This is a genomic window from Geovibrio ferrireducens (genome assembly GCF_026226615.1).
Classification (GTDB): Bacteria; Chrysiogenota; Deferribacteres; order Deferribacterales; family Geovibrionaceae; genus Geovibrio; species Geovibrio ferrireducens.
In genome coordinates this window covers 1-26,863 of record NZ_JAJAPB010000014.1, presented here as the reverse complement: position 1 = coordinate 26,863, position 26,863 = coordinate 1, and the positions used below count along the sequence as shown (strand labels likewise).

General features: G+C 47.8%; 22 protein-coding genes. 11 read left to right on the top strand and 11 right to left on the bottom strand.

Features of this window, described 5'->3' with window-relative positions; all coding sequences use genetic code 11:
• Position 1: 1 nt before the first annotated feature.
• Genes OSQ85_RS12055 through OSQ85_RS12045 form a run of 3 tightly spaced genes read right to left on the bottom strand, consistent with a single transcriptional unit; the run spans position 2 to position 5,105 of the window.
• A complete protein-coding gene (locus OSQ85_RS12055; RefSeq protein WP_265823420.1) occupies positions 2 to 2,008 on the bottom strand; it encodes an ATP-binding protein in 2,007 nt (668 codons plus the stop codon).
• A complete protein-coding gene (locus tag OSQ85_RS12050) occupies positions 2,005 to 4,059 on the bottom strand; it encodes a cache domain-containing protein (RefSeq protein WP_265823418.1) in 2,055 nt (684 codons plus the stop codon). Before OSQ85_RS12050 ends, OSQ85_RS12055 begins: the two co-directional genes overlap by 4 nt.
• Positions 4,038 to 5,105, bottom strand: a complete 1,068-nt coding sequence (locus OSQ85_RS12045) for a hybrid sensor histidine kinase/response regulator (protein WP_265823416.1) — start codon at positions 5,103 to 5,105, stop codon at positions 4,038 to 4,040. The genes OSQ85_RS12050 and OSQ85_RS12045 overlap by 22 nt, the downstream gene beginning before the upstream one ends.
• A 134-nt stretch (positions 5,106 to 5,239) precedes the next feature.
• On the opposite strand from OSQ85_RS12045, the gene OSQ85_RS12040 reads away from it, so the two are divergent.
• Entirely contained in the window at positions 5,240 to 6,421 is a 1,182-nt protein-coding gene (locus OSQ85_RS12040; RefSeq protein WP_265823414.1) for a THUMP domain-containing class I SAM-dependent RNA methyltransferase, read from the top strand.
• A gap of 16 nt (positions 6,422 to 6,437) precedes the next feature.
• Positions 6,438 to 6,899, top strand: a complete 462-nt coding sequence (locus tag OSQ85_RS12035) for a hypothetical protein (protein WP_265823412.1) — start codon at positions 6,438 to 6,440, stop codon at positions 6,897 to 6,899.
• 55 nt (positions 6,900 to 6,954) lie between these two features.
• Here the strand turns inward: OSQ85_RS12035 and OSQ85_RS12030 are convergent, their stop codons facing one another.
• Genes OSQ85_RS12030 through OSQ85_RS12020 form a run of 3 tightly spaced genes read right to left on the bottom strand, consistent with a single transcriptional unit; the run spans position 6,955 to position 10,059 of the window.
• The gene (locus OSQ85_RS12030) at positions 6,955 to 7,839 is read right to left on the bottom strand and encodes a SphA family protein (protein WP_265823411.1); all 885 of its coding nucleotides are present in this window, start codon (positions 7,837 to 7,839) and stop codon (positions 6,955 to 6,957) included.
• An 11-nt stretch (positions 7,840 to 7,850) separates the two neighbouring features.
• Entirely contained in the window at positions 7,851 to 8,351 is a 501-nt protein-coding gene (locus tag OSQ85_RS12025; RefSeq protein WP_265823409.1) for a cytochrome c3 family protein, read from the bottom strand.
• Between the two features lie 10 nt (positions 8,352 to 8,361).
• Positions 8,362 to 10,059: an FAD-dependent oxidoreductase gene (locus OSQ85_RS12020; RefSeq protein WP_265823407.1), complete on the bottom strand. Its 1,698-nt coding sequence runs from the start codon at positions 10,057 to 10,059 to the stop codon at positions 8,362 to 8,364.
• A gap of 322 nt (positions 10,060 to 10,381) precedes the next feature.
• Between OSQ85_RS12020 and OSQ85_RS12015 the strand changes: the two genes are divergently transcribed.
• A complete protein-coding gene (locus OSQ85_RS12015; protein WP_265823405.1) occupies positions 10,382 to 12,001 on the top strand; it encodes a sigma 54-interacting transcriptional regulator in 1,620 nt (539 codons plus the stop codon).
• Between the two features lie 55 nt (positions 12,002 to 12,056).
• On the opposite strand, the gene OSQ85_RS12010 is transcribed toward OSQ85_RS12015, so the two are convergent.
• Together OSQ85_RS12010 and OSQ85_RS12005 are read right to left on the bottom strand one after the other, a co-directional pair.
• The gene (locus OSQ85_RS12010; RefSeq protein ID WP_265823404.1) at positions 12,057 to 13,121 is read right to left on the bottom strand and encodes a PorV/PorQ family protein; all 1,065 of its coding nucleotides are present in this window, start codon (positions 13,119 to 13,121) and stop codon (positions 12,057 to 12,059) included.
• Positions 13,118 to 13,963, bottom strand: coding sequence for a hypothetical protein (locus OSQ85_RS12005; RefSeq protein WP_265823402.1), 846 nt, complete (start codon positions 13,961 to 13,963; stop codon positions 13,118 to 13,120). The genes OSQ85_RS12010 and OSQ85_RS12005 overlap by 4 nt, the downstream gene beginning before the upstream one ends.
• A 143-nt stretch (positions 13,964 to 14,106) precedes the next feature.
• Between OSQ85_RS12005 and OSQ85_RS12000 the strand changes: the two genes are divergently transcribed.
• Positions 14,107 to 15,180 (top strand): glycoside hydrolase family 3 protein, encoded by a 1,074-nt coding sequence (locus tag OSQ85_RS12000; protein ID WP_265823401.1) that lies wholly within the window; start codon positions 14,107 to 14,109, stop codon positions 15,178 to 15,180.
• Here the strand turns inward: OSQ85_RS12000 and OSQ85_RS11995 are convergent.
• The 3 genes from OSQ85_RS11995 to OSQ85_RS11985 all read right to left on the bottom strand — a co-directional run bounded on the left by OSQ85_RS11995 (position 15,161) and on the right by OSQ85_RS11985 (position 18,480).
• Entirely contained in the window at positions 15,161 to 16,294 is a 1,134-nt protein-coding gene (locus OSQ85_RS11995) for an O-antigen ligase family protein (RefSeq protein ID WP_265823400.1), read from the bottom strand. The two genes, OSQ85_RS12000 and OSQ85_RS11995, sit on opposite strands and share 20 nt — an antisense overlap.
• Before the next feature lie 26 nt (positions 16,295 to 16,320).
• Positions 16,321 to 17,961, bottom strand: a complete 1,641-nt coding sequence (locus tag OSQ85_RS11990; protein ID WP_265823398.1) for a putative manganese-dependent inorganic diphosphatase — start codon at positions 17,959 to 17,961, stop codon at positions 16,321 to 16,323.
• 63 nt (positions 17,962 to 18,024) lie between these two features.
• Positions 18,025 to 18,480, bottom strand: a complete 456-nt coding sequence (locus tag OSQ85_RS11985) for an SRPBCC family protein (protein WP_265823396.1) — start codon at positions 18,478 to 18,480, stop codon at positions 18,025 to 18,027.
• Positions 18,481 to 18,699: 219 nt separating this feature from the next.
• On the opposite strand from OSQ85_RS11985, the gene OSQ85_RS11980 reads away from it, so the two are divergent.
• The 7 genes from OSQ85_RS11980 to OSQ85_RS11950 all read left to right on the top strand — a co-directional run bounded on the left by OSQ85_RS11980 (position 18,700) and on the right by OSQ85_RS11950 (position 26,756).
• Positions 18,700 to 19,158, top strand: a complete 459-nt coding sequence (locus tag OSQ85_RS11980; protein WP_265823395.1) for a SixA phosphatase family protein — start codon at positions 18,700 to 18,702, stop codon at positions 19,156 to 19,158.
• Between the two features lie 10 nt (positions 19,159 to 19,168).
• Positions 19,169 to 20,662, top strand: a complete 1,494-nt coding sequence (locus OSQ85_RS11975) for a CHAD domain-containing protein (protein WP_265823393.1) — start codon at positions 19,169 to 19,171, stop codon at positions 20,660 to 20,662.
• A gap of 18 nt (positions 20,663 to 20,680) precedes the next feature.
• Positions 20,681 to 21,421 (top strand): ParA family protein, encoded by a 741-nt coding sequence (locus OSQ85_RS11970; RefSeq protein WP_265823391.1) that lies wholly within the window; start codon positions 20,681 to 20,683, stop codon positions 21,419 to 21,421.
• A gap of 84 nt (positions 21,422 to 21,505) precedes the next feature.
• Positions 21,506 to 23,029 (top strand): Ppx/GppA phosphatase family protein, encoded by a 1,524-nt coding sequence (locus OSQ85_RS11965; protein WP_265823389.1) that lies wholly within the window; start codon positions 21,506 to 21,508, stop codon positions 23,027 to 23,029.
• Positions 23,026 to 24,543, top strand: a complete 1,518-nt coding sequence (locus OSQ85_RS11960) for a Ppx/GppA phosphatase family protein (protein WP_265823388.1) — start codon at positions 23,026 to 23,028, stop codon at positions 24,541 to 24,543. The genes OSQ85_RS11965 and OSQ85_RS11960 overlap by 4 nt, the downstream gene beginning before the upstream one ends.
• The gene (ppk1, locus tag OSQ85_RS11955; RefSeq protein WP_265823386.1) at positions 24,536 to 26,548 is read left to right on the top strand and encodes a polyphosphate kinase 1; all 2,013 of its coding nucleotides are present in this window, start codon (positions 24,536 to 24,538) and stop codon (positions 26,546 to 26,548) included. Before OSQ85_RS11960 ends, ppk1 begins: the two co-directional genes overlap by 8 nt.
• A gap of 76 nt (positions 26,549 to 26,624) precedes the next feature.
• Positions 26,625 to 26,756 carry a hypothetical protein gene (locus tag OSQ85_RS11950; protein ID WP_265823385.1) on the top strand — a complete coding sequence of 44 codons (132 nt, stop codon included), beginning with the start codon at positions 26,625 to 26,627 and terminating at the stop codon, positions 26,754 to 26,756.
• The last annotated feature ends 107 nt before the right edge of the window (positions 26,757 to 26,863 follow it).

Here is a 26,863-nt window from a genome sequence, read left to right as displayed (position 1 = left end):
ATCAGAACAGCGGCAGTTCCACCGTGAAGCGGCTGCCGCCTTCCGGGTTGTCTGTCACGTATATCCTTCCGCCGTGGTCGGTTACAATCTCCCTGCATATTGCAAGCCCCAGACCTATGCCTCCTGCACCTGTCTTTGTCTTTGATGACTGAGTGAATTTTTCAAAAATAAGCAGCTTTTCAGATTCGTCCACACCTGGTCCGCAGTCCGTAACTGTTATTTTCAGGAATGAGTTTTCCGGCTCGATTTCTGTTGTGATCACACTGTCCGGCGGGCTGAATTTGGCTGCGTTTGAATAAATGTTAAGAAAAACCTGCCTGAGTTTTGCCGCATCACCGCAGATCATAATGTCATTTTCCGGTATTTCCGCGGTTATCTTTTTTTCAAGGAATGCTCTTTCCAGTTCCTTCACCGCTTCCCGGAGGAGGTCAGCCGCTCTGCATTGTGATATTTTGTATTTCATTCTGCCTGATTCAAGATCGGAAAGGTCTATAAGGTCATTTATGAAAGACAGCAGGCGGTCGGCGCTTTCCGTTATTTTCCCGAAATAGTTTTTCTGTCTTGTATCTTTGGTGTTTTCGAACTTTTTCATGCCGAATGATGAGTAGCTGAGTACGGCGTGCATCGGCGTTCTTATTTCGTGTGACATGTTCGCCAGAAACTCGGTTTTTACCATACTGGCTTCCGTGGCCTTTTTTCTCGCTGCAATAAGTTCTTCCGTCACCTTGGATATTTTCAGGTTTTCACTTCTGAGATGAGTGCTGATGTCTTGCAGATCCTTTATTCTGTCCTCAACTGTTTTTTCGAGGTTTTCCTTTATCTCTTTCAGCCGTTTTTCATTCTTCATGGCCGAAGCATGGTCGGATGAAAGCCTTTTTCCTATCTGCTCCAGTTCCTCTTCTCTCTCTTCCGCTTTTTTGTATGAATTTTCCACAGACTCTATGAAAAGCCTTTTTCCCCGGCTGACAACAACGAACACCGCATACATCAGCAGAAGTGCAGTCAGAGCGGATATTGCGGCGTTTGTATAAAACTTGTGCCTGTGATCCCGCAGAATGTTTTTTCCCGTTATCTCTGATGAGGGTTCATTAACCCCGGCGGCAACCAGCCAGTTCCAGGGTGTTATTCTTCTTACCACTGTCATGCGGAGGTTTTTGCTGCCCGTGTCACCTTCCGGTATTTCATAAAAGAAAGAGCCTTTTCCCTCCCCAAGTCTGGATGCCAGCTTGTCCATATATGCGCTGTCTGTGCGTATATTCCCGGCAGTTTTAATGATTTTTATAGTGTCTCTGTTTTTTTCGGCAACAGCAAAAAAGTTTATTGAATTTCCGTTTTCATTGAGATTCTCAAGCTGAGAGATTATGTAGTTTTGTATTTTTTCCGTGCTTTTTTCATTGCAGAAGCCTGAGCCGATTATCATTCCGTCAGGGGCAAGCTTCTTTATATATGCGGTTTTCTCTACGACATCCCCAGTCTCAGTATGAACACTGTAGCCGGTCACAGCAGAACTCCCGTAAGGCATCTCTGTCATCAGTTCTTTCAGTCTTTCAAGCTCATTACTGAGGATTACCCGTTTCAGCCTTCCTTTAAGAGGGTGCACAAGCAGCTTGTCACCCGCCAGTGCGTAGACATACTCCTCTCCGGCTGATGAGTTGGCAGTTTTCAGATATTCGAAAAGAGCTTCGTTATCAGCCGCTCCGGGGGTTTCCCGAACCTCTCTTACCGAGGCTGCAAAAGACTCCACCCTTTGGCGTGCGGCGCGGAGAGCTTCCTCCCGCTCCTGTCTTATTACAAAGTCAATTTCCGCCTCAAGCTGCTCCAGAAGATGCTCAAGGTTCATCCTTCTGTTTTCCGCCGCCTGCCTTTCCGCCGCCTCTGTCTTGGTTTTGTATGAGTCTGAGTAAACCGTGAGAAGCACAGCCTCCGCAAACAGTATCCCTGTAAGGAGCAGAGCTGCCAGCAGGGAGAAATTTCTTTCAATGGAGGCTATTACGCTGCGTTTGCTCATTGCTGCCCCATGAGGTCGGGGATGACCACAGAGAAGATGTTGCCTTTGTCGGTTTCTGTTATGAAGAAAGTGCCGCCGCAGCGCTTGAGGGCTTCGTTGAAAATACTGATGTTGATTGAAGCACTGTCAGGGGAGGCGGACAGGCTGAAGGTGCTGTGCCCCTTAAATTCATTAAGGCCTGCTATGTATCCCAGTTCCACAGTGGCGGCGTTCACAAGAACACCGGAACGGAGAGATTTTGTGGGGAAATAGCGCAGACTGAGGGCGCAGCCCGGTGCGGAGTTTTTTGCCGCATAAGTGAAGAGGTGAAGAAAAGCAAGTTCCGCATGTCTGCATCTTGTCAGCACACGCATGTTCTCTGAGGAAAATTCTATATTAAGAGTGCTTTCTGCCGATGCGAACAGAGGGTTTGTTTCGTAACTGAGTTTTGCGAACAGCTCACGGAAATCGAGGGGTGATATTTTGTCCTCAGTCTTTCCTGCCTCAAGCTTGGAAAGATCGATGATAAGCCCAAGAAAGCTCATCAGCTCACCGCCTTTAGCGTGTATTCTGCCGAAAAGCTCAGCAGTTTCCTCAGGTGTCATCCCGTCAAAACGGGAACTTCCGTTCTCTGAAAAGGTTTTGATGTCTGTTACCATAGTTTTGAGCTTATCAGACGTGTTGGTGAGGAACTCGCGCTTCATTACATTGGCCGCTTCGGCCTTTTCCTTTTCCGCGCGCAGGATATGATCCTGCTGAGTGCGTTCCATATTCTCAGCGATGAGCATTTCGTTCATCTTTTTGTACTCTTTGGTTTTAATGGCGAGTTTTTCCTCAAGCTCCAGCCTTTCGGCATCAAGTTTTTTTTCCTTTTCCATATGCAGACTTATTTTTTCAGCCAGCCTGAAATTCATCTCCTGCATTCTGCTGAGTTTTTTCCCGGCGGGTTTCATGGCGGAGGAGGCAAGCATTGTGTTTTTGAACAGTATGAAAACCGTGAAAATCCCCATAGCGCTGAACAGGGATATTATCAGGTATCCGCTTGGCACATCCGGCGCGTCTGAGTCCGTGGCGGCTGATGCCGCGTATATATTTTCATAGCCGAAAAAGTGACTCTTGGTGATGTGCCAGTTCCAGTCAGGGTACTGAGCTGTCAGCGTGAACACCTCTGAATATTTGCCGAATACCGGATCTCTGCGGATGTGGATCAGGCTGCTCTTATTACCGTATATGGCAGGAGCAAACTCAGCGCTCTTTTCGGCATTTGTCTCCTCGGTTCCTTCAAGCTCTTCATTCATCAGGGTTTTCAGGAAACTGTCCCCTGTGAAGGTCTGCACTGATTCAAATATATTTATCCTGTCGTAAGCAGGGAAAAGCATGTACTGGTTTGTCAGGTCATTAATGACCTTTGTTTTGATAAACTTTTCGGCTTCTGAATGATCGGCTTCCGCTATCACGCTGATTCCGGTTTCTTCATCCGATGTGAAATAAGCAAGTTTTTTGTTCATTGCCATGCCGTGGGGGGAATCAAGGGTGTATGAAATGAAATGTCCGTTATACTTCTCAGGGTTTGCGGTCAGTTCAGCAAATATATTCTTTGCCTCACTGTTCCTGAATCCGTAAAAAGATGAGTTTTCATAAAGTTCGTCTGCGGGAAAAATGTATGCTCTCCCGTCCCTGCCCAATATATAGATTCTGTAGATTTCGTCCTGCCTGTTGAGGGCTCTGAGGGTTGATACTGCAAATGCAAGCCACTGAGTCTGCTCTTTGTTTTCAGCCATTTTTGTTATGAATTTTCTGGCTGTGTCTGCGCGGTTTTTGAGTCTGCCATCTATTGCGGCCTCCTCCTGCCTGCGGATGTAGGATATTCTGTTTACCGCGCCGTCAAGCTCCTGCCTCAGTTCCTTGGCAGCCATTTCTGTTTTGGTGTCAAGTGCATGGCGCGCCTCATGGGGGGAGCGTATTATGCTGTCAGTGAAAAAAAGGATCGCTCCCGCAGCCGCCAGAAGCAGGAAAAGGGCTGCAAAAATGCCGTATTCAGCGGAATGTTTTATGTCTGTCCGCCTCTGCACGGCACAGACAGTCTGAAAACAGCACCGCCGCAGTCTGAGTCTGAAACCTCAGCGGTTCCGCCGTGCATCTCCGCGATATTTTTTACAATGCTGAGCCCTATGCCCATGCCTTTTATATGTCTGCGGCTGTCTGTTATGCGGAAGTCGTTGAAAATCGTGGCTTTTGTGTCATCATCAAGCCCCTGGCCGCAGTCTTCCACATGGAAAACAGCTAATCCGTTATCATAGAAAAGCTTAAGCTTTATCTCTGAGTTTTTGCCGGAATAGATAACCGCATTCTCCGCAAGCATGGTTAAGGCCTCACTCAGCGCTTCCCTGTCTCCGCAGATCAGGCTGTCGGATATGATTTCAGTGCTGATTTTAATGTTTTTGTCATCCGCATCATGCTGTTTTCTCTGCACGGCTTCACGCAGACACTCAGATGCCGCAAATTCGGTGATTCTTAGCTTGAAGCCCGATTTCAGTCTGCAAAGCATAGTGGTTTTATGCACCAGATCAGCTATCTGCTTTGCTCCCAGAAGAATAAGCTCCGTGAGTTCGCGGCTCTCTTGATCCAGATTCCGGTTCTCCAATAGGATTTCTGCCGGGCCTACAATTGCCGAAAGCGGTGTTCTGGTTTCATGGGAGAATATGTTTATGATGTCGCGCTTAACCGCATCCACCTCTTCAAGGCGCTTAAGCTTGAGAAATACCTTTATTTTTGCCAGCAGTTCGTCATCGTTGAATGGCTTTGTTATGTAATCATCAGCCCCGGCTTCGTAGCCTTTGAGCCTGTCTTCGGTCATGGATTTGCCGGAGACGAGGATTATCTTTGTGAACCTGTGGGTTTCCCCGGCGCGTATCCTGCGGCATACCTCATACCCGTCCATTCCGGGCATCATTATATCCAGCAGGATTAAGTCAGGCTTGAATATTTTCTCCGCTCTGAGTGCGTCCTCACCGGAGGCAACAGCTGCGCATGAGTACTCAGAAGCCAGTATCTCCATCATTATGTCAAGGTTGACCGGGTCATCGTCCACTATGAGGATTCTGTGTTCGGATTCCATAAAAAAAGCCTCCGCAGGGTTCAGCTAATAATAAAGCTGTTTTTCGCGCACTTCAAGATCGCATTGCGGGTTGTTCTTGTTTATAGTTTTTTAGGATGTTATTATCCGTTTTTTGTTTAACAGGTGTTATAAATATGTACGCATTCCGCAGCAAAAGCAGAATAGTAGTAACCTGCGCCAAGGGGATAAACCCGTTTCTTGAGGCTGAGCTTGAGGCTCTCGGTTACAGTATAAAGAATGAGTTCACCGCAGGGCTTGAGATTGAAGGCTCCATGAAGGATGCCATGAGGCTTAACCTCATGCTGAGAACAGGCAGCCGTGTTCTTTTTCAGCTTGCCCGTTTCCGCGCCGCAGGGCCCGATGAACTGTACAAAGAGGTAAAAAAACTCCCATGGGAGGATATGCTCGACCCGTCCGGGTATTTCAGCATAACTTCATCAGTTCTTAATGACAATATAAGGGACACCAGATTTGCCAACCTCCGCTGCAAGGATGCAATTGCGGACAGAATGACGGCTAAGCTGGGCAAAAGACCGGACACCGGGCCTGAACTAAATGCCGCGGTTCTCTTTCTTCACTGGAGAGAGGATGAATGCGCGCTGTACATAGATACATCCGGCGAGGCGCTCTCCAAAAGAGGATACAGGTATAACCCCATGATGGCGCCCATGACGGAGACTCTGGCTGCTGCTGTCATCATGAAAACCGGCTGGAAGGGAACGGACAGCTTCATTAACCCCATGTGCGGCAGCGGCACTCTGGCCATTGAGGCGCTCATGAGCGCTCTTAACATGGCGGGGGGGATAATAAGACGGAACTTCGGCTTCATGCACATTTTAGGCTTCAATAAAAAGGAGTGGAGCGATATACGAAACGATGCGCTCCGTGTGGTGAAGAAGGAGATTAAAGGGCAGGTCATAGTCTCAGACCATGATGAAAGATGCCTTAAGGCAGTGGAAGAGAACGCCGGATACGCCGGAGTGGAGGAGTATCTGGATTACCAGCTCTGCGATTTCCGCGACTGCACAGTGCCGGACGGCGGCGGGGTGGTTATACTGAACCCGGAATACGGCAAAAGGCTCGGCGATGAAAAGCACCTCGAATCCGTTTACGGCAGCATAGGCGACTTCTTTAAAGCCAAGTGTCAGGGCTACAGGGGCTACATATTCACCGGGAACATGAATCTGGCTAAGCATGTGGGTCTGCGGACAGCCTCAAAAACTGTTTTCTTCAACTCTAAGATAGAGTGCCGCCTGCTTGAATATGAGCTTTACAAAGGAACAAAGAAACATCAGGATAAAGACGAAGAAGCATAGTTAAGGAGCAGAAACAATGATCAAAAAAGTTTTTCTCTGCGCTTTCTGCGCGGTTTTTCTCAGTGCATGCCTCACTCCGAAGGAGTGCAGGGTGGCTAAAAACGTTCTTATCATGCCTGCGGATTACAGCACATCGCAGGGTGCGGGTATTGATTTCGGAAGAAATTTTCAGAAAAAACTCACAGACGGAGTAACGGACAGATTCAAGGCTCTTAAGGTTAAGGAAGGGTTTGAAGGCGAAAACAGCGATATTATAGTCCGCGTTGTTCTTGTGGAATATTCTGACCCGGTTTTCAGCGACAGCCTTGTTAATTCCGGTACAGGCAATGTTGAGGTGAGTGTGAGAATTTTCAGCGGCAAGGGTGCTCTGCTGAGGGAAACTTACATAATGCGTGACCTGAAAAAGGGCACACTGGAAGAGGTTCTTAAAAGCATAGTCGATGAGGCTGTGACGTTTATAGATAAAAAGTGTCTTTAGGCTGAAAAGGGGCGGAATAATTTCCGCCCCCTATTTTTTATCAGGCTGAGACTGATTATAAAGGTTTTACAAACGTGAGCCACGCGGATGTGCCTTCGTTTGTGTCTCTTCCTTCAAATTCCTTATACAGTTTGCATTTAAATACAGCACCGAGAGTTTCGGAGAAAATATCCACCTCCGGTCCTATTCCGAATATTCTGTCATGAACACTTTTATCCCATCCCGCATCGCTTCCCTTGTCATCAGTTATCTGCCAGTGGGCATAGCCGACGAGACCGACTTCAACTTTCTTCGTAACAGCTTTCGCTATTCCCCACTCAAGGTCGATGTCATCGCCGTAAGTAACGTTTGTGTCCTGATTTTCAAAGTGTTTTTCATAACGGGTGAGTACTGAGAGTGACCATTCTCTGTTTTTATCCGGGTAGTATGTTCCGCCCAGAGTAAGCATGAATGTGTAGTGATCCTTGCCTATATTCAGAGCTCGGTCTTTTTCATAACTTCCGGTGGGAACAAATAACGCTGTTCCCAGAACCGCTTCGTACCGCTCTTTTCGCCATGAAATAAACATCGGTTCGATAACTATGTCGCCTACGGCTGTTTCGTCTTTGTCCACTCCGGCTGCATCAATATTGAGGTCAGCGTATACCAGAGGAATTATAATGTTCATGCCGTAGTAGCCTCCGAGGATTTTTTTCTCGGTCACATAAACAAATCTGTGTACGTTTGCAAAGGTGGACAGATCAAAGCCTATGTCATTCTCGTCTCCGTTTTTGTTCACAGATTTGTCTGATGTATAATAGTTATTGTACATCAGATAATAAAAGCCCGGTCCGGGAGCAGTTCCCGCTTTTATTCCTTCGGAACCGAGGGAGTAGTCCTGTGCGTGGGAGAGTCCTGTAAATGTAAGCACTAGTGCAATAAAAATAAGCTTTTTCAGCATATGGTTCTCCTTTATTCTGTTTTCCAGCCTATGGGAAGCCTCTCACTCCAGTTTGCATGATGGCACTCTGCACAAACAAACTTTGAAGCCTGATGTACCTTATGGCATTCATAGCACCCTATTTCCCCCATATGAGACTCATGCGGATTACGTCCCCATTTCTCTTTGAAGCCTTCCGTGAGCTTTTGCAGCGAGGCATAGCTTTCGTGGCATCTGAAGCAGAACTCAGGCTCGTATTCACGGGTATACATAGGTTCCTCATATTCGCCTTTTTTGTACATTTCTTCTTCGTTTCTGTGGATTTCGTCAGTGTATTCGTGGCATTCCGTGCATCCTATACCTGCCTGAAAATGCTTGCTTACAAGGAGTTTTTTATCTTTCAGTCCTTCAATGTAAGGCTTTATTATATGGCACTTGCTCCCGCATGCGGAGCTTGCGTCTGCGGCGGCAAGCCCCGATACAAAAAGAAGCGGCAGCAGGTAAAGAGGGAAAAACAGCTTCCGTTTCAGCATTTTATAACCCTTATATTTTTATTGAGGGTATTACTTTATACGGGTCTTTGCCTGCAGCTTTGATGCCTGCCATTCTTCCGAAAGTGAGGCATCTTCCGTGGCCTATTCCGGGGCATATTGTCGGGTAGTCGTTAGCGAAAAACTCACCCTGAGCAGCGCCTACAACGTAAAGTCCGGGTATAGGCTCACCTTTGCCGTCAAGTACAAGAAGCCTGCTGTCTGTTCTGAGGCCTCCGCACATCGTAAGGAGAGTGCTGGCGAGTTTGCCCGCATAGAACGGAGCATTGATGATCGGGGTGAGCAGTTCTTTTCTTTTGCCGTAGTCAGGGTCGTCCTGCATTGCGTATAGCTCGTTATACCTTTTTACTGTCTGCGTAAAGTTGGCAACCGGCACATTCATTTTACGCGCCAGTTCCTCTATGGTGTTTGCCACAAGAACTTTTCCGTCTTTTATGTGCGCTTCCTGAGTCATTTTCTCGACTTCAAGGTTGAAGCCTTTTCCCCACGGCTGCCACATCTGTCCGTAGAAAAGGCCGCCGCCGAGGTTCGCATCCACCTGCTTTTTGACTTCGGTAAGCCCGTCACGGTCATATATTGTCCATGCTATGCCTTCGGGTTCAAGCTCTTTGGTGCAGCTTTTGGACTGAGTGTTTACATCTTCATTTTTAAAGCGTCTGCCTTCGGCGTTTACATGGAGAAAACCGTAGCTGGCTGCGCCTGCTTCAAGGTGAATAACTGCTGCATGGGGCTCATGCCTCTGCATTGATCCGCCTGCCTGCATAGCCATGATAAGACCATCACCTGTGTTGCATTTGTTTGGGAAGTATATCTGGGCATCTGCCTTGAGCGAGAAAGGGGAGAAGCATTTCTTCATTTCATTGTTTGAAGCATAGTCGCCTGTGGCGATAATAACGCTGGGGGCGAGAAACTTAGTATATTTCCCCTGTTTGCCTGCTATAAGTCCGGTTACTTTTCCGCTTGAGTCTTTCAGTATCTGTACTGCGGGGGTTCCGTAGTTGAAAACAACCCCTTTTGATTTTGCTTCTTTCTCAAGAGCGGGAACAAGAGTAACGTTGCCTATGCCTGTAGAGTTACCATAAACATATGAAAGATCGGCATTTTCTTCGTGGAAAAAATGAGTGACGGGATATTCTGTATAGTCCGGCCCTTTGTAATAGCCTTCCCACATGGTGACTTTCAGTCCGTATTTTTCGCCTATGCCCACAGCCCAGTCCATGCAAGCTCCGCTTTTTTCAGCGAAGTTCCAGAGGAGCCTTTCGTCAACCCTGCCCTGCGCCCATGCGATCCAGTCACGGATAATCTGTCTGTAATCGTTTTTTATTCCCATACGTTTCTGAACTGTGCTGTCAAAAGCGGTGATATGGCCGCCCCTGGCTGCCCATGTACTGTTTTTTTCCACAAGCTGAACCTTGGCGCCGAACTCCGCAGCGGAAAGAGCGGCGGCTATCCCAGAAAGTCCCGCACCGATTACCACAACATCAGATGTAACTGTGTTTTTGATCTGCTTATCAGGGATGGGTTTTACCGGCTTTTCCCAGCTCCATTGAGTGCATTCATTAGGCAGCGGATGCCCTTCCTTGGTTTCCGCAGCTATGGCAGGGAAGCTGACTGCGGTTGCGGCCGCTGCCGCTCCGGCGAGACCTGTTTTGAGGAAACTGCGTCTGGATAATTTTGTTTTTTCGTCCATTTGACTCTCCTTATTATGTGGTTCAGGAAAAAGAGCTTCTTTTTCCGGTGTTTAATAAAAGTTAAATTTCTCCGTAGGGATATTTGCCGCAGCAGTAAAGGCGTTTAGTGTGCTTATTAATGTGTATTCTATAAAGCATGTGATATGCCACTTTTGTCTTGTTGGTTAATATATTTATAATAAACATATTTATTTTTTAAGCATGTTTGAAGAACTATCATTATGATAGCCATGACTATCATGATGATAAGTTTCTGTTGCGGTGACTGGAGAAAAGATGATACAGTGTTTAAGTTTTATTATTTTATTCAGGGTAAACTTTATGGATATTCTTAATATGAGAATCAATGACCTTTTGAAGGTTGATCCGGAGAGCAAAGTAATTTATTTCATGAATCAGCGTGTGCTGATTGATGACAGTATTTCCAAGGGGCTGCTGCGTAAGGAGCTCATACAGATTTTCGGTAAATACGGCGCAAAGAATGTTCTCACCCGTTACGGGTACGCCCACGGGTGGCGTACTGCTGAGATGCTGAAAAATAAATTTCCGAAGCTGCTCGGAAGTTCTACCGGCGGGGCGCATCTGCACATTCTGTTTGGTCTTTTTATCACCACAATGCTTGAGCAGACAGACGGAACGGCAGGCAGGCCTCTTATTCACTCCATAATTAAAAACTCATACGAGGCAGAACAGCACCTTATGCATTTCGGCAGGTCTGACGAACCCGTGTGCTGGACCCTGACAGGATTTGCCAGCGGCTATGAATCGTTCAAGCATGGCAGGGATGTCTATTTCATAGAGACCAAGTGCGTCGGCAAAGGGGATGATTACTGCGAGATAGAAGGCCGCTTTGCCGATCAGTGGGGTGATGCAATTCATGAGCAGCTTCCGTTCTATGGGATGGATTCAATAAATGACATAATGAAAGAGCTTACCGACAGAATATGCAGCACCGAAAAAAAACTTAAAAAAACCCAAATGCATCTTCACAGTCTTGAGATGAAAAAGCATGCTGTGGAGGGGATGGTTATCCGCAGCAAAATGATGCAGGATATTGTGAACCTCGCTGAGCGGACAGCCAAAGTGTGCAGCCCGGTGCTTATCGCAGGGGACAGCGGCGCAGGTAAAGAGGTTCTTGCCCGGTATATTCACAATAATTCTTCATGTTCCTCCTGCCCGTTTATAGCGGTGAACTGCGGTGCATTTACCGACTCTCTTCTGGAAAGTGAACTTTTCGGCCATGTGAAAGGTGCTTTTACCGGAGCAGACAGAGACCACAAGGGATTGTTTGAAGAAGCGGAGGGAGGAACACTTTTTCTGGATGAAATAGGGGAAACCTCTCCCGGTATGCAGGTTAAGCTGCTGCGTGTTCTTCAGGAAAAGGAGATCCGCAGACTTGGGGAAAACAAAGCAAGAAAGATAAATGTAAGAATAATTTCTGCAACCAACAGGTGTCTGGAAGCTGAGATAAAAAGCGGCCGTTTCAGGAAAGATCTGTATTACAGGCTCAGGGTCATAGAGCTGAGGATACCCTCTCTGAAAACCAGAACGGAGGATATACTCCCTCTTGCACATTTTTTTCTGAAACAGGCATCCGCAGAAATGAAAACAGATGTCACCGGATTTTCTCCCGCTGCGGCGGAAGTGATGCTGAAATATGAGTGGCCGGGGAATGTAAGGGAACTGCAAAACGCTGTACAGCGGGCTGCTGCTTTGTGCGAATCGAGGCTTGTGAGCGTTTCTGATCTTCCGCCTGAGATTATCTCTTCGGATAATGAAAATGATGAGAATACAAGTTTCCTTACCTTGGAAGATATGGAGCGAAGCGCCATTGAACGGGCATTGGCTTATGTGAAAGGCAACAGAAAGCTGGCTGCTGACAGACTGGGTATAGGCGTGGCAACCCTTTACAGAAAGCTCAAACTGTACGGACTTGAATAAAGAAGGGGCGGAATAATTTCCGCCCCCATTATGTGTTTAAATCATGCTTATATTCTCAGAAACCTAAGCTGAGAGTAAGAACGTGTCTTTCGTCCTCAAGCTGTCCGGCGTATGCGCCGAGTTCTTCCTGATAGTAAGCGTAATCAAGCGTTACATAACGCAGATCCACACCGAAGCCTGCTGTGAAATAACCCTGATGCAGACCTGTTCTCAGTGCGAGAGCTTTCCATTTTGCCTGTGCGCCGAGGTTCACTCTTTTGGCTATATCGCTGTCCTGATCATTTGCCTGGAACACATCCCTGAAATCCGCAACAAAGTCTGTTGAGAAGGGGCCGAACTTGGGAGAGTAAGCCACTGAGAGGTTAAAAGTTGTCTCAAGGTCTTTCGCATCGCCCATGCTGGTGGTTCCTATGTTGTTGACAGCGGCGCCCACTCTGAGGTTTGAGGTGTTTTTGGGAGTAATGTTGTAAATAACGCCCACATTTGCAAGGAGCCCTGTCCCTTCTTCGAGGTCGTCTTCAATTATTTCGTCAAACTCATCGCTTGCTATATCTGCTACAGAATAGGTTTCGCTGAGGCTGCGTCTGTTCATGAGGATCACACTAACGCCAACATCGAGCTTGTCGCTCATGAATGAGCGGGATATACCGCCTATAATTCCGTAGTCAATAACAGCGTCCGCATCCAGTTCAGGGAACACTTTGTTTCTGGCTATGCCTGTCACCTGCGCACTGGCGAATACGCCCAAAGAAAAGTTCTTTTTGTAATAGGCGGGGAAAAAAGTACCGTTGAAGTTCTGATGTTTTCCGATTATGTCACGGAGAAAGTCTGCGACTTCGGACTCATCGTCCCAGTCTGTATCGCTGTAGGCGTTTTTATTGTCCATGAGGTTGTCATTGGCGCCTATCTGAAGGTTCAGTATGCTCCATCTGGATTTGTCAATCCTCGCCAGTCCTGCGGGGTTGTAGAAAAGAGCGTACTGATCCTCACCCATTGCGTAGTATGCATCACCCATTCCGAGCGCTTTTGTGGAGCGCACTATGGACGGATACTCCAGTGAGGCCGCGAACAGCACCGAGGGGAGTATAAGTATCGTTATAAGAATTATTAATTTTTTCATCCTACATGCCCCCCTACTATCACGTGGTTGATGTAATCTGCAATATCACCCGCATCGTAAATATCGTTGCTGTCATAGTCCAGATCATCGAGGAAATCCTGAAAATCTTCCTTGATGTCGCTGGAGTCGCCGCCTTTGATGCTGCTGAAAACATCAATAGCGCCTGCTATCGCAGTGAGGTTTCTGTTGATGCGCGCGTTGGCTTCATCAAGGTCATTTGCATCGCTGGCGTTGTTTACGACATCGTTTTCATCAACCATAACGCCGTTGAGAGCATCCCTTATCCCTTCCTGAGAGAGAACAAGGTAATCAACACCGCTTACATCCATTACGGTTTTGGCGATAATCAGTACTGTGTCCAGTGCGCCCAGGACACCTTTGAGAGTTCTGACGTTTTTGTCAGTTGAATTTTCATCAAGCACACCGAGAGCGAGCTCAATTGCGTTAAGGTAGTCTGAGATTGTGAGCGCCGCTTTTGCTCTGACCGATGAGGAAGAGGACGGATCTGCCGCAATTTCACCGCCGCCGAAGATAGATGCGATGATGTCGAAGGTGTCAAGATCGGAATCTGCCACTTCGATCAGGTTGATGAAGTCCACATTGACCTTGCCGAGATAAGCCGAAGCCAGATAGACCTGCTGTTTCGGGTTGAGATTTGATTTGGAGGCGTAGTAGCTGATTACGCTGTCATAATCTCCTTTGTCCAGAGCGCGTATAGCGTCAAACTCTTTTGCCGCGCTGCTGCTGTCGTCCGCTGCGCCTTCGAAAAGGTTTGTTCCGCCGCACCCCGCAAAGACGAGCGTGAGCAGCAGGATACTGAGAAGTACTGCCAGTTTTTTCATGTTAAACCCCTTTGTTGGTTGAATTAAATTATATTACCATAAGCATGATAATATTTAAAGACAGCTTAAAATAAAAGGTCATTTTACCAACGCGTAAAACAGTTCTGTTGCTGTTTTTATCTGTCGGTAGTATTATTCGGGCTATGATGATTAAGGCTTTTTTTGTATGCGTGTCAGTTTTTTTTCTTTCCGGTTTTTGCCTTGCCGCGGATCTTTCCGTGATGACGGGACAGATGATCATGGTAGGTGTCAAAGATACATCCGAAGAAGGGATAGCTCTTGTTAAAGACCAGATAGCTAAGGGGAAAGTCGGCGGCGTAGTGCTTTATAAATACAATATTGAAAACCCTCGTCAGATAAGAGAATTTAACAACAATTTAAAAGCTGCCGCCGGAAAGGGCTCTCCTGTCCTCTTCACAGCAGTGGATCAGGAAGGGGGAAAAGTCCAGCGTCTGGTGGCGGAAAAAGGGTTCAGAAGCTATAAATCCCACCGGGACACAGCGGGGAAACTCACTCCTGAGCAGGCTTTCAGGCAGTACTCCGAAATGGCTGCCGATTTGAGTGCGGCTGGCTTTAATGTGAATTTCGCTCCGTCAGCAGATCTCAATGTAAATCAGGACTCACCGGTTATAGGCAGGCTGGGCAGAAGCTTCTCCGCTGATGCTGAAACTGTGGCGGCATACGCCGGAGAGTTTGTGAAGGCGCACAGCAGGGCGGGTATTGTGACTTCTCTGAAACATTTTCCCGGTCACGGCAGCGCACTGAACGATTCTCATCTGGGGTTTACTGATGTTACCGGAACATGGACAGAAAAAGAGCTTGAGCCCTTCCGGCTTCTCATAGAGAAGGGGCTTGCCGTATCTGTTATGACAGCCCATGTTTTTAACTCCGGAATAGACCCTGTTTACCCCGCTACAATGTCAAAGAAGCACCTTGATATTCTCCGCAGGGATATGGGCTATGACGGTGTGATATTCACGGACGACCTCCAGATGGGTGCGGTGAGGGATAACTTTTCTTTGGAGGAGGCTGTTGTCCGGGCTGTGCAGGCGGGGGCGGATGTGCTTGTTTATTCCAATTTCTTTTTCAATGATCCTGAGTTTCCCGAAAAAGCAGCAGAGATCATAAAAAATGCTGTTGAAACGGGGCAGATCAGCATGGAAATGATTGAGCGCTCATACGTAAGGATTATGAAGCTTAAGCAGAATCTCCGTTAAAAGTTATCCCCATAACGCTTCCTGCCAGAAGCCACATGAGCATCGCCACCTCGGAATCGCCCAGATTGTTCTCAGTCAGCCCGCAGAGAAGAAATACGAGAAAAGCAGCCAGAACTCCGAATGAAAAAGGTATTTTCCGTTTAACCGCTTTGGCCAGTTCCTGCCCTATTGCGCCGAGAAACAGCAGAAGAGCCGTAAGTCCTGTCAGTCCGTATATTGCCGCATGATGCAGGTATGAGTTATGCGCATGGGCCATTGATGCCAGAGGCTTATCTGTATATTTGCGGACATTTTTCTGGAAGTTGTTATAACCTACTCCGAATACAGGGTTATCTCTGATGATTTTAACAGATGTTTCCCATAAAACTACCCGTGTGCCTATTGAACTGTTTGAAACTCTGTACTCCGCTGAAAATATTTTTCCGAAGCGTTCAGACAGCGAAGGGACAGTAAAGGCTGCCGCTGTGAACAGGGTACAGAGAATGAGGCTGTATACCAGTCCTTTGGCTTTGTATCTGGCGACAAGCATAACCGCTACGGCTAAAGGAAGAGAGAGCAGGGGGCCTCTTGAACCGGACAAAAGCAGCGCAGAAAACATGACAGGAAGTGCAGTGCAGCAGAGCAGCCTGTCGTAGCGTGATTTGAATTTATTATCAATAACCGTGAACAGACAGAGAATGAGGATGATTACAATACTGTTCCCGAAAGTAAGAGCATGTGTCATAAAGCCGTTTACCCTGCCAGCGTCCATGAAAAAATACTCGTAAATGGCATAAACGCCTGCGAAGCACCCGCCGGCGATTACAGAGAGTATAACTGTTCTCAGTTTCTCAGTATCGGTAACAAGGAACATTGCGGTAAAAAGAAATGCCATGCCCCAGAAGTTTCTCAGGGATTTTGTGTGCTCAAACTGGTTTTCCGTGAATAAAAATGTCAGCAGTATGCTTCCGTAGAGTATGCAGAAGAAAATAAACATCCTTGATTTGAAGAGGGAAAAATCACCTTCTTTGTAAATTATCCATGTTGTCCATATAATCATGATCCCAAGGAGAATCTGAGTGGCGCTTATGGAAACAGATTGAGAAAATCCGGTTAATGCAAGAATGTAGTTCATCTGTCGGCTCCCCCGAAAGCTTATATTTATCCGTTGAGTTCTTCGAGTACGCGCAGTATCTCAGGCAGAAGCTGTTTTTTTCTGGAAAGCACACCCGGCAGGTCAAAGCAGCAGTCCTCCGTCTTGTTGTAGGCGAGTATTTTCTCCGCCGCCTCAAATCCGGTGGTGAGGAGTATGCTTCTTTCCATAATAATGTCTGTGACAAGGAGCATGCCCCAGTCCAGCCCTTTTTCATTTGTATTTCTGCTTATTGCCTGAATCAGATTATTCTTGACTTCATCCATCTCCTGAAGGGTAACCACCTCGACCTGGCTTATGCCCACTTTGATGCCGTATTCCTCGTATATTTTGAAATCCGTGTTGATGATGCTTTGCGGGTCTCTGGTTTTAAGGCTGTCCGTGGCGGAGAATATCTCCACTCCGTATTCCTCGTAATTTATTCCGGCGAGTTCGGCCAGCGCATTCACCGCTCTTTTGTCCTCCTCGGTGGTTGTGGGGGATTTAAGGATGACGGTATCGGACAGTATGCCGGAAAGCAGGATGGAGGCTGTCTCCCTGTCTATTTCAACTCCGTTGATGATATACTGCTGATAAACAAGGGTGCATGTGCTGCCCACAGGTTTTGCGAAGAAGTGTATGGGTGTTTTCGTTTTGATGGTTCCCAGCCTGTGGTGATCGACAATCTCGTGAATCTGAGCTGTTTCCGCACCGTCCACAGCTTGGGAAAGCTCATTGTGATCCATGAGTATAAGCCCCTTCTGGGTTTTTTTGATAAGATCGGAGCGGGTGATAATGCCTATGAGCCTGTTGTCCCTGAGCACAGGAAGCCCTTTATGGTCAATCTGGAGGAGCTTGTCCTTCACTTCCTCAAGGTAGTCCCCTTCGTCCACGGAAGGTATGTCGGTCTTCATTACTGCCTTGGTGGGTATGCTCAGCTGGAGGCGGCGCACAGTCTCGGCTGTGTCCAGTTCGGAGATAAAAACCCAGCCTTCGTAGTTTGAAAAATCAAGATCCACATCGCTCTCGTCCCTTATTCCTGTGAGGATTATGGCGGGAAGCTGTTTTTTGACGGCATATTCTATGATGTCGCGTCTTTTGCCGACGATGAGCACCATGTCGCTGGATTCCTTCTTCTCCATGCGCTCCTTAAAGCGCTCATAGGGCATGGCGCCGATGATGACCGAGGCCTTGAACTCCTCGTTCCTGCCTCTTATAAAGTTATAGCCGCCTATGACCTTTTCAAAGTTTTCCGCCCTGAAATGGAAAACAGGCTTTGCAGTTACGTCTTTAGTGGCGAGGAAGTCCGAAAGCTCGAATATGCTTACTATCCCTTTAAATATATTCCCGCCTTCAACAACGGGAGTGATGCGTATTTTAAGCTCGTCTATGTTTCTGATTACGCCGAAAAGCGGTTCATTTTCATTGAGGGCTATTACCTGCCTGGTCATTACGTCACTGACCTTAGGGTAAACATCTTTTATGAAGACAGGGGGTGTTATTCCGAATTTATCAAAAATGAATCTTGTCTGTTTGTTAAGGTTTCCGCATCGGGCGGCGGTGTAGATATTTTCTTTATCCAGCTTATTTTTGAGCTTTGCATATCCGTATGCGGAGGCTATGGAATCAGTATCAGGGTTTTTGTGTCCCACAACGTATATTTCGGGCATTCGTGCTACCTCTGTAAAATAATCTGAACGATAACAGGGAATACCTGTTAATGCAAGCAGACATCAGGAAAAAATTTTATCCAGTGTTTCTTTCCTGTATGTAAAGATTTCATCCAGTTTCCGCTTCACATAAAGCATGTGCGCCAGCTCACCCAGAAAACCGAAGGGGAGGATGTAGTCCACCATGTCGGTCATTTCTGTTCCGCTATCTGTTTCACGGAAAATGTGCTGGTGATGCCAGAATTTATATGGCCCGAATCTTTGCTCGTCCACAAAGAAGAACGGTTTTTCCGCGTGGGTTATTTCGGTAATCCACTGAACGGGAATCCCGCCGAAGGGGGTAATTGTGTAGCGGACAACCATTCCGGCGTATGTTTCCGGCGGGAGCTCTGTTCTGACCTTAAAGCCCAGCCACGGCGGCGTAATCTCCGCAAGCTTTGCCGGATCACCGAAAAACTCCCATGCCCTGTTTATGCCAACAGTGAGCGTCTGTTTACGTATAAGTGTATGAAGTTTCAAAACATCACCCTTTGCCTGACAAATTTCTGACATTTCTGCCACAAGAGTATTAAACCCATAATTATTTTAAGATGTATAATCGATAGTACGGCAAAAAGTTATAAAAATGAATGCCTGAAAATGCGCAGCGAAACGGCAAAATGAGGGGAAATCCTTTTAATTATGGAAAAAACGGGCGAAAAATCATTGTTTAATGTTAGAATTAATCAGGTGAATGTGATGAGGCAGTATTTTATCCGCCATGCCCACGCGGAAGAAAGGCATGAATGGACGGGGGACGATATGCTGCGCCCCCTCACAGGTGAGGGAAAACGGCGGATGGAGAGGGCGGTGCGGAGATTCTTCTCAGTTTATCCTGCGCCTTACCATGTTATTACCTCGGAGGCCGTCCGGGCGGTGCAGACTGCGGAGATAGTGTGCGCAGTGACCAAGGGCGGGCTTGTTACTGAGCCTCTTCTGAATCCGGGAGCGGATATAGCGGGCTGGCTTGAGGCTGTGAAGAAGTATCCCGGTTATTCCACGACCGCTTTTGTGGGGCATGAGCCGGATATGACTGAGTTCCTCTCGTTTTACATGGCGGGAAACGCTATGGAGCTGGTGCTTAAGAAGGGCTCAATATGCCATCTGGAAAACAGGCATCTCATTAACCTCATACAGCAGAAACTGCTGACTGACTGAGGCTGATATTTTGAAGAATAATATTTTTGTTCTTAAATCCTTTTCACCGGATGAACTGCAAAGCTTTACCGGCTGGAGCCTTGGAGACGAGGCCGTTAAGAGCGGCGCGGAGGAATCCGGCTTTCTGCTGGATACGTTTGACTGGCTGCTCTGGCAGGCGGAATGTGTTCTCTTCTTTTCCGGCTCTTTTTTAAGGCTTTACAGAAACGGAAAAACAGTCAGTGCGGAGGCTGTGTCCGCGCCGAAAAACTATGAAGATATACCCGAAGGCAAGCTCCGTGAACTGGTGCGGATGAACACCAGCCCCCGGATTCTGGAGATAAAAGCGCAGTGTGCGATAAAAACAGACTGCTTCGGCATCATCAATGAGGACGGCAAAACTATCTGCCGTATAAGGCTGAGCACTGTTAGCATCAATGATTTCTCATGCTTATTCGCGGAACTTATGCCGCTGAAAGGCTATGACAGAGAAGGGGCTATGGTTCAGGCCGCCTTGGAGGATCAGGGAGGAAAGAGAACTCTCAGATCCCCCATTGTCCATGCCCTGAGGAAATCAGGCCTCAGACCCGGTGCATACAGCACATCAGCAGAGGCTGACTGCGCACCTGATGCACCCGTTGCGGATGTTCTGAGGGATATTCTCCTGAAACTGCTCAATATTATGGAACAGAACGAAGCAGGGGCGGCTGAGGGGCTCGACTCTGAGTTTCTCCATGATTTCAGGGTGGCACTGAGGCGTTCACGCTCAGCCTTTACAATGTTTAAGGGTGTTTTTCCGCCGGAGGAGCATGCATATTTCCGGACAAAGCTTTCCGAGCTCTTTTCCCGCACAAATTCTGCCCGTGATCTGGATGTTTATCTCAGAAAAATACAGGAATACAGAACCCTTCTGCCGGATGATATGCGTGATGATTTGATGCCGGTGGAGAAGTATCTGGCACGCTCACGGAAAAAAGAGCATGAGCGGATTGTGTCTCTTCTGGGTTCAGCGGAGTATGCTGACCTGAAAGCGGAATGGAGAAGCTTTCTCTCCCATGAAACACACACGGAAGAGGGCAGACGCAGTGTCCGGGATTCCGCTGCGGAAGTGATAAAAAAAGCATACGGCAGAATATATAAGGAAGGGCGGGATCTGCACGGGGAGAGCCCGGCGGAGGAGATTCACAGGGTGCGCATAGGCTGCAAAAAGCTGCGTTATGCTCTTGAATTTTTCAGGACTATTTTCCCGGAGAAGGCTGCGGACGGAGTCACCAAAAGGCTGAAAAGGCTTCAGGATGCTCTGGGCGCTCATCAGGATTATGAGGTTCAGCGTGAAAAGCTGATGTACTATACCGAAGAGGCTGCAAAAAGGCTTAAAAAGCCTGTCAGTATGTCCCTTGCGTCAGGTTATCTTGCGCGTTATCTGGATGAGCTTCAAAAGGCGGAACGGGAAAAATGCCTTGAACTGATTGAGGATTTTGTCTCTGCAAAAACACGCGGACTTATAAATGAAATGCTGAAATAAAAAACACGGAGCTGGCTGATGAAGATAATGGCGGTTTACAGTATAAAGGGCGGGGTGGGCAAAACTGCGGCGGCGGTGAATCTGGCTTACTGTGCGGCGCAGAGCGGAATGCGGACGCTTCTCTGGGACTTTGACCCGCAGGCGGCCTCCACTTTCTATTTCCGCGTCAAGCCGAAGCTGAACAAAAGCATGAAGAAGGCTGTTCAGGGGAAAAGCGACCTTGAGGCGGAGATAAAAGCCACTGATTTTGAGAATCTTGATATAATTCCTGCTGATTTCTCCTGCCGGAACATGGATCTTTTTCTGGATGCGGCGGATAAGCCGAAAAAAGCCGTCCGTGACATGTTCAGGAGCGTAAGCGGGGACTACGACCTTGCCATAGCTGACGCGCCGCCGGGAATCACCCTTCTCTCGGAAGGTATTATGAAAGCTGCCGATGTGCTGGCGGTTCCCCTCATTCCCACTGTTCTTTCGCTCCGCACCTGCGGAATGCTCCTTGATTTCCTGAAAGAGAACAAAATGAAGGATGTCACAACCGCTCTGTTTTTCTCCATGGCTGACAGACGCAAAAAAATACACCGTGAAGTGATGGACAGCACTGAGTTTGAGGGGGTAAAGCTTCTTGAAAACCATGTGCCTTATTCCGCAGAGGTTGAGAAAATGGGGCTTCACCGCGCCCCGGTAGGCGTGTTCAGTCCGAAAAGCAAAGCGGCTGATGCTTATGCTAATATCTGGCGGGAAATTGTAAATATTTTGTAAAATCGTCTTAAAATGGTTACAAACACTGGTATTGTAATGTAATGTGACTCATACAAATTTCGTAATTCCGGGGTAGCTGTATCAATGTTAGGAAACGGAATAAACATAGCCGTGGTGGACATAGGAAGCAACACTGTCCGCCTCCAGGTTTCACAGGTTAAGGATAAGAGCTACAGGGTTCTTGAAGAATACAAGGAATCAGTGCGCCTCGGCGATGAGGTGTTCGAGTCCGGAATGATTACAGAGCCCGCCCTCGCCAGACTTTTGCAGAGCCTGAAAGAGGTGCGCGCAATAATAGACAACTGGAAGGTGCACCAGATCCGGGCTGTGGCAACAGCCTCATTCAGGGCGGCATCAAACTACAGCGAAGTTATTCAGAAGGTGATGGACACCTGCGGCTTCGGCGTTGAGATAATCAGCGGCGAGGAGGAGGCGCGCTATACCTTCATCGCTGCTTCGGCAAATTTTGAGATAAGCAAGTACCACGCCCTTGTGCTGGATATAGGCGGCGGCAGCGCGGAATATTCCATTGTGAACAGAGGAAGGCTTGAAAAAGCGCACAGTGTGGAGCTGGGCTGCAACAGGCTGACCAAAATGTTTTTCAAAAACGACCCTGTGACCAACTCAGAGTACCAGACATTGAAGGATTTCCTTGTGAAAGAGGTTCGCAGGTTAAAGCTGCCCAAATCCATCGATCTGGTTATCTGCACCGGCGGCTCAATGGGCAACCTTTCCACAATCCATTACCTGACAGGCGGCCAGAGGGCTGACAGAACAGTAAAATACCTTGAGCGTAAGCACCTCAAAAAGCTGATAAATGATATAAAAAATAAAACCATGAGTGAGCGCATACAGATTCCCGGCATGGAGGAGAAAAGGGCGGATATTATTCTGGCTGCCGCCATGCAGGTGGATGCCGTACTGGAAGAGACCGACGGCGAAGGGCTCTACACCCTCAGCGGCGGACTGAGAAGCGGACTCACCATAGACACCATAAACAAGATGGGGCTTGAGCTCCCTTTTCAGCAGAATATGGACAATATCCGCCATGCCAGACTCATAGAGATAGGCAACAAGTTCACCTTTGAGGAGCGCCACGCAAGGCAGGTGACAAAGCTCTGTAAAAAGATGTTCGACGGGCTTTACGCTGAGCTCGGTCTTGAAAAAAGCGACTGGCCTGTGCTTGAGGCTGCCTCCCTTCTGCATGACATAGGCAACTATATTTCATACTCCAAGCACCATAAACATTCGCAGTACCTTATAATGAACTCCGACCTCATGGGCTACAACCACGATGAAATAAACATGATAGGCAACATCGCCAGATACCACCGCAAGAGCCCGCCCCGCTCATCCCACAGGCTTTTTAATATGATGGGCGAGGCCGACCGGCACAAAACAGCGGCAATGAGCGCCGTTCTCCGCGCTGCGGACGGGCTGGACAGATCGCACAAGTCTCTGGTGAGGGATGTGGAAGTGCATGTTAAGCCCAAGAAGATAGAGATTAAGCTTGTTTCCGAGTACAACCTTTCCCTTGAAAAGAAAAAGTTCGAGATGAAAAAGGACCTTCTGGAAGAGATAAGCGGTAAGGAGCTGGCTATTCTATGAAAAACGGTCTTTTTGCAACGATTAACATAGGCGCCAGCGCTTTCCGCATGCAGATCTCCGAGTTTAATGAAGGGCAGGAGCGGATAATGGAAACTCTGGTGAAGCCCCTCGGTCTCGGCAAGGACACCTTCACCAAGGGCTACATAACGCTGGACAGTGTTTACAAGGCAACGAATATATTACAGATGTTCCGCCATAAGCTGGATGAGTACGGCATAAAGAAAAACTACAAATGCGTCTGCACCAGCGGAGTGAGGGAGGCGCGCAACCGCTATTTCCTCATAGACCATGTGATGAACAAGACAGGGCTTAAGCTTGATGTTATTGAGCCTTCGGATGAGATATACATAAAATACATCGGCGTTAAGAACGACATAAAAAACTTTGAGAGCTACGAGAAAAGGGGTGTTCTGTTCGCCAATATCTCAAGCGGCAACGTATCCATAAACATACTTAAGGACGACACAAGCATTTTCTCCGGCTCACTCCCATACGGCAGTCTGCGTCTGCGCCAGCTTTTCAAGGGAATACCCATACACAGCAGGTACAAGGCGTATAACCAGTATGTGGAGACAATGTTCAACACCATAAACTCGTCCCTCGGTGGTTCGCCTAAGATAAAATATCTGGTGTGCTCCGGCAGTTCGGTAAACACCCTCCAGTTCATCTTCGACCCGAAGGAGAACTATTTCCACCGCACAAAGCTTGAGGAGCTTTACGAAAGAGTTAAGGACAAGACCTCTCAGGAGAACATGACCATGCTGGGCATAAGGATAAGCGAGGCGAAGGTGCTTGTGCCCATGCTTGAGACTTATCTGCGCCTTATGCAGTTTGTGGGTACGGACAAGGTGCAGTTCAGCCGCAAGTCGTTCCCCAACGTGCTCACGAGGTATTACTCAAACAATATACGCGACAACGGTTTCAGGGGCAGGCTCCGCAACACGCTTTATCATCTGGGCAGACGCTATAACTTTGACGAGCCCCACTCTAAAGTGGTGACCGACTACTCCGTTCAGATTTTCGATGCCTTGGGCGATCTCCACAACCTCGGCATGAACGAGAGGATGCTCCTTGAAGCGGCGGCGATTCTCCATGACATAGGCTATTATATTGATGCAAAAATGCACCATGAGCACTCGTATTACATAGCTAAGGCTTTTGACATGCCCGGCCTGGATCAGGAGCAGATAAAGATAATCGCCTTCCTTGTCCTCATGCACAGGGTGGGCACGGATGAAACCGCAGAGACGAGACTTTCGTATCTGAATATGGAAACACAGCTTACCATCAGAAAGCTGGTGAGCATTCTGCGCATAGCGGACTCGCTGGATACAAGCCACATGCAGCTTGTGGAGAGTGTGGATGTTGAGGTGCTGAGCAGCAGGATAATAATAAAAGCAAGAACCAGAAAGCATGCGTATCTGGAAAAACTGGGGTTTGACCAGAAAAAGAGTATGTTCCTTGAAACATTCGGTATTCCCGTTGAACTGGAGATGAAGGTACTTTATGAGTGAGTATAAATTTATAAACAGGGAAATAAGCTGGCTCCAGTTTAATGAGCGGGTGCTGAGAGAGGCGGAGGACGAGAGTGTCCCGCTTCTGGAAAAGCTTAAGTTTCTGGCTATCTTCTCGTCCAATCTGGACGAGTTTTTTATGATCCGCGTCGCCGGGCTTTATGATCAGGTGGACGCGAAATACAATATTAAGGATGCCTCCGGCTACACCCCGAAAGAGCTTCTGGCGAAAATATCCGAAACCGCGCACAGGCTGGTTAAGGATCAGCAGAAGATTTTCCGCAAAGTGATAAAGGAATGCGCCAGACACCACATAGTCATCCAGCCGGAGATTGACGGCGAGCTCTCTGACATTGTGGAATCCATATTCAATGACGAGATACAGCCCCTTATCTCCCCCGTTACCCTGAGCACGGCGAACCCTTTTCCGTTTATCTACAACCTGCGTCAGTGCATTTTTGTAAAGCTTGAGAGAGCGGGCGAAACCCACTACTCCATAATAATTATTCCCGAAAACCTCCAGAGAGTGTTCAAAATACGCCTGCACCGCACATACTGCATCACCAGCGAGGAGATAATCGCCCGCTGCCTTCCGCAGGTTTATCCGGGATATAAGGTAACGGACAGCTACACTCTCCGCCTTACAAGGAACGCCGACCTCACAGTGGAGGAGGACGAGGCGGAGGATCTGCTGAAAATTATAGAAAAGAAGCTCCCCTCGCGCAAGAAGGGGAATGTGGTCAGGGTTGAGCTTGACAAAACCGCGCCGGATGAGGTGCTTAAGTTTCTCCGGGAACATATAGGCTTTGATGATGAGGATGTTTACATTGTGGACAAACCCCTTGACCTCACATTCCTTTTCTCCATTGCAGACGGCAATCCGGATCTTATGTACCCTGAGCACAAGCCGTTTGTGCCCTACGGGCTGACTGCGGATGAGAATATTTTCGACAGGCTTAAGGAGCGGGACTTTGTTTTCTACCGCCCGTATCACGATTTCGGGTTTCATTCCGCCCTGATACGCCGCGCTGCTGCGGATGATCAGGTTCTGGCAATAAAAATGACCCTCTACAGGGCTAACCGCGGCTCAAGCATAGTGGAATCCCTCTCCGAGGCAGCAAGACGCGGCAAGCAGGTCTGCGTGGTGATAGAGCTCAAGGCGCGCTTTGATGAGGAGCGCAACGTGGGCTGGGCAAAAAAGCTTGAGGAAGCGGGCTGCATAGTCACTTACGGAATACCGGGGCTTAAGATCCACTCCAAAAACCTCCAGATAATAAGGAGGGAACCGCAGGGAATAGTCCGCTACAGCTATCTTTCCACAGGAAACTTCAATGAGGCGACAGCGAAGATATACACGGACATAGACTACATCACAGCGGATGAAACTGTGGGCAAGGAGTGCGCAAACCTGTTTAACCTCCTGATGGGTTATACTGACTACGCTGACTGGGACAGAATAAGCGTCGCACCGACCGGGCTCAAGGCGAAGCTCCTCTCACTCATAGATTACGAGATAGAAAATGCAAAGGCGGGCAAAAAGGCAGAGATGATCGTGAAAATCAACTCGCTGATAGATAAGGAGCTTATTATGAAACTCCATGATGCTTCCTGCGCAGGTGTTAAGATAGAGATGATAATACGGGGAATCTGCGGTATGACAGCGGGGGTTACGGGGCTGACGGAAAACATCAGCATCCGCAGCATTATCGGCCGCTTTCTGGAGCATCCCCGTATAATCTGTTTCTATCACGGCGGCAAAAAGCGGCTTTTCATATCCACAGCGGACTGGATGGAGCGCAACATGCACTCAAGGGTTGAGCATCTTTTCGAGATTACTGATAAAAACGCCAAGGACTTTATGATGACGATACTTTCCAGCAACCTTAAGGATAATACCAAATCATGGGTTCTGGAAGGGGAAACATACAGGAAACTCAAGCCGGAATCAGGGGAAGAGCCTCATAACACTCAGGAGTTTTTCATCGGTAAGCAGATCGGGCATTAGTCATAAGCTTATGTTGCCTTTTGCTTTGTTAAGGTGTATCTTAATAAGACAGAATATATCTTATTAAGGTGCGGTCATGGCAAAGATGTGCAAACTATCAAAATCCGAACGTAAAGAAAAACTTGACGGCGAAAAGCCAAAATACATCTGCAAATGCGGAAAAGAAGCCGTAAAGGACAAGCACCTCTGCAAGCCTGAGAAAATGTAAGGCACAGGATGTGCTGCCGCCGTGCGCAGCGAAGCCGCATTCACTGCGGCGTGAGCGTGTATAAAAAATTCCCACGGAGGGAGAATTTTTTATTGTTAAATGAGAAA

Excerpts from the sequence above, each read along its gene's own strand:
- OSQ85_RS12055 (WP_265823420.1), bottom strand. The coding sequence starts at position 2,008 with ATGAGCAAACGCAGCGTAATAGCCTCCATTGAAAGAAATTTCTCCCTG.
- OSQ85_RS12045 (WP_265823416.1), bottom strand. The coding sequence starts at position 5,105 with ATGGAATCCGAACACAGAATCCTCATAGTGGACGATGACCCGGTCAAC.
- OSQ85_RS12040 (WP_265823414.1), top strand. The coding sequence starts at position 5,240 with ATGTACGCATTCCGCAGCAAAAGCAGAATAGTAGTAACCTGCGCCAAG.
- OSQ85_RS12035 (WP_265823412.1), top strand. The coding sequence starts at position 6,438 with ATGATCAAAAAAGTTTTTCTCTGCGCTTTCTGCGCGGTTTTTCTCAGT.
- OSQ85_RS12030 (WP_265823411.1), bottom strand. The coding sequence starts at position 7,839 with ATGCTGAAAAAGCTTATTTTTATTGCACTAGTGCTTACATTTACAGGA.
- OSQ85_RS12025 (WP_265823409.1), bottom strand. The coding sequence starts at position 8,351 with ATGCTGAAACGGAAGCTGTTTTTCCCTCTTTACCTGCTGCCGCTTCTT.
- OSQ85_RS12020 (WP_265823407.1), bottom strand. The coding sequence starts at position 10,059 with ATGGACGAAAAAACAAAATTATCCAGACGCAGTTTCCTCAAAACAGGT.
- OSQ85_RS12015 (WP_265823405.1), top strand. The coding sequence starts at position 10,382 with ATGGATATTCTTAATATGAGAATCAATGACCTTTTGAAGGTTGATCCG.
- OSQ85_RS12010 (WP_265823404.1), bottom strand. The coding sequence starts at position 13,121 with ATGAAAAAATTAATAATTCTTATAACGATACTTATACTCCCCTCGGTG.
- OSQ85_RS12005 (WP_265823402.1), bottom strand. The coding sequence starts at position 13,963 with ATGAAAAAACTGGCAGTACTTCTCAGTATCCTGCTGCTCACGCTCGTC.
- OSQ85_RS12000 (WP_265823401.1), top strand. The coding sequence starts at position 14,107 with ATGATGATTAAGGCTTTTTTTGTATGCGTGTCAGTTTTTTTTCTTTCC.
- OSQ85_RS11995 (WP_265823400.1), bottom strand. The coding sequence starts at position 16,294 with ATGAACTACATTCTTGCATTAACCGGATTTTCTCAATCTGTTTCCATA.
- OSQ85_RS11990 (WP_265823398.1), bottom strand. The coding sequence starts at position 17,961 with ATGCCCGAAATATACGTTGTGGGACACAAAAACCCTGATACTGATTCC.
- OSQ85_RS11980 (WP_265823395.1), top strand. The coding sequence starts at position 18,700 with ATGAGGCAGTATTTTATCCGCCATGCCCACGCGGAAGAAAGGCATGAA.
- OSQ85_RS11970 (WP_265823391.1), top strand. The coding sequence starts at position 20,681 with ATGAAGATAATGGCGGTTTACAGTATAAAGGGCGGGGTGGGCAAAACT.
- OSQ85_RS11965 (WP_265823389.1), top strand. The coding sequence starts at position 21,506 with ATGTTAGGAAACGGAATAAACATAGCCGTGGTGGACATAGGAAGCAAC.
- OSQ85_RS11960 (WP_265823388.1), top strand. The coding sequence starts at position 23,026 with ATGAAAAACGGTCTTTTTGCAACGATTAACATAGGCGCCAGCGCTTTC.
- ppk1 (WP_265823386.1), top strand. The coding sequence starts at position 24,536 with ATGAGTGAGTATAAATTTATAAACAGGGAAATAAGCTGGCTCCAGTTT.
- OSQ85_RS11950 (WP_265823385.1), top strand. The coding sequence starts at position 26,625 with ATGGCAAAGATGTGCAAACTATCAAAATCCGAACGTAAAGAAAAACTT.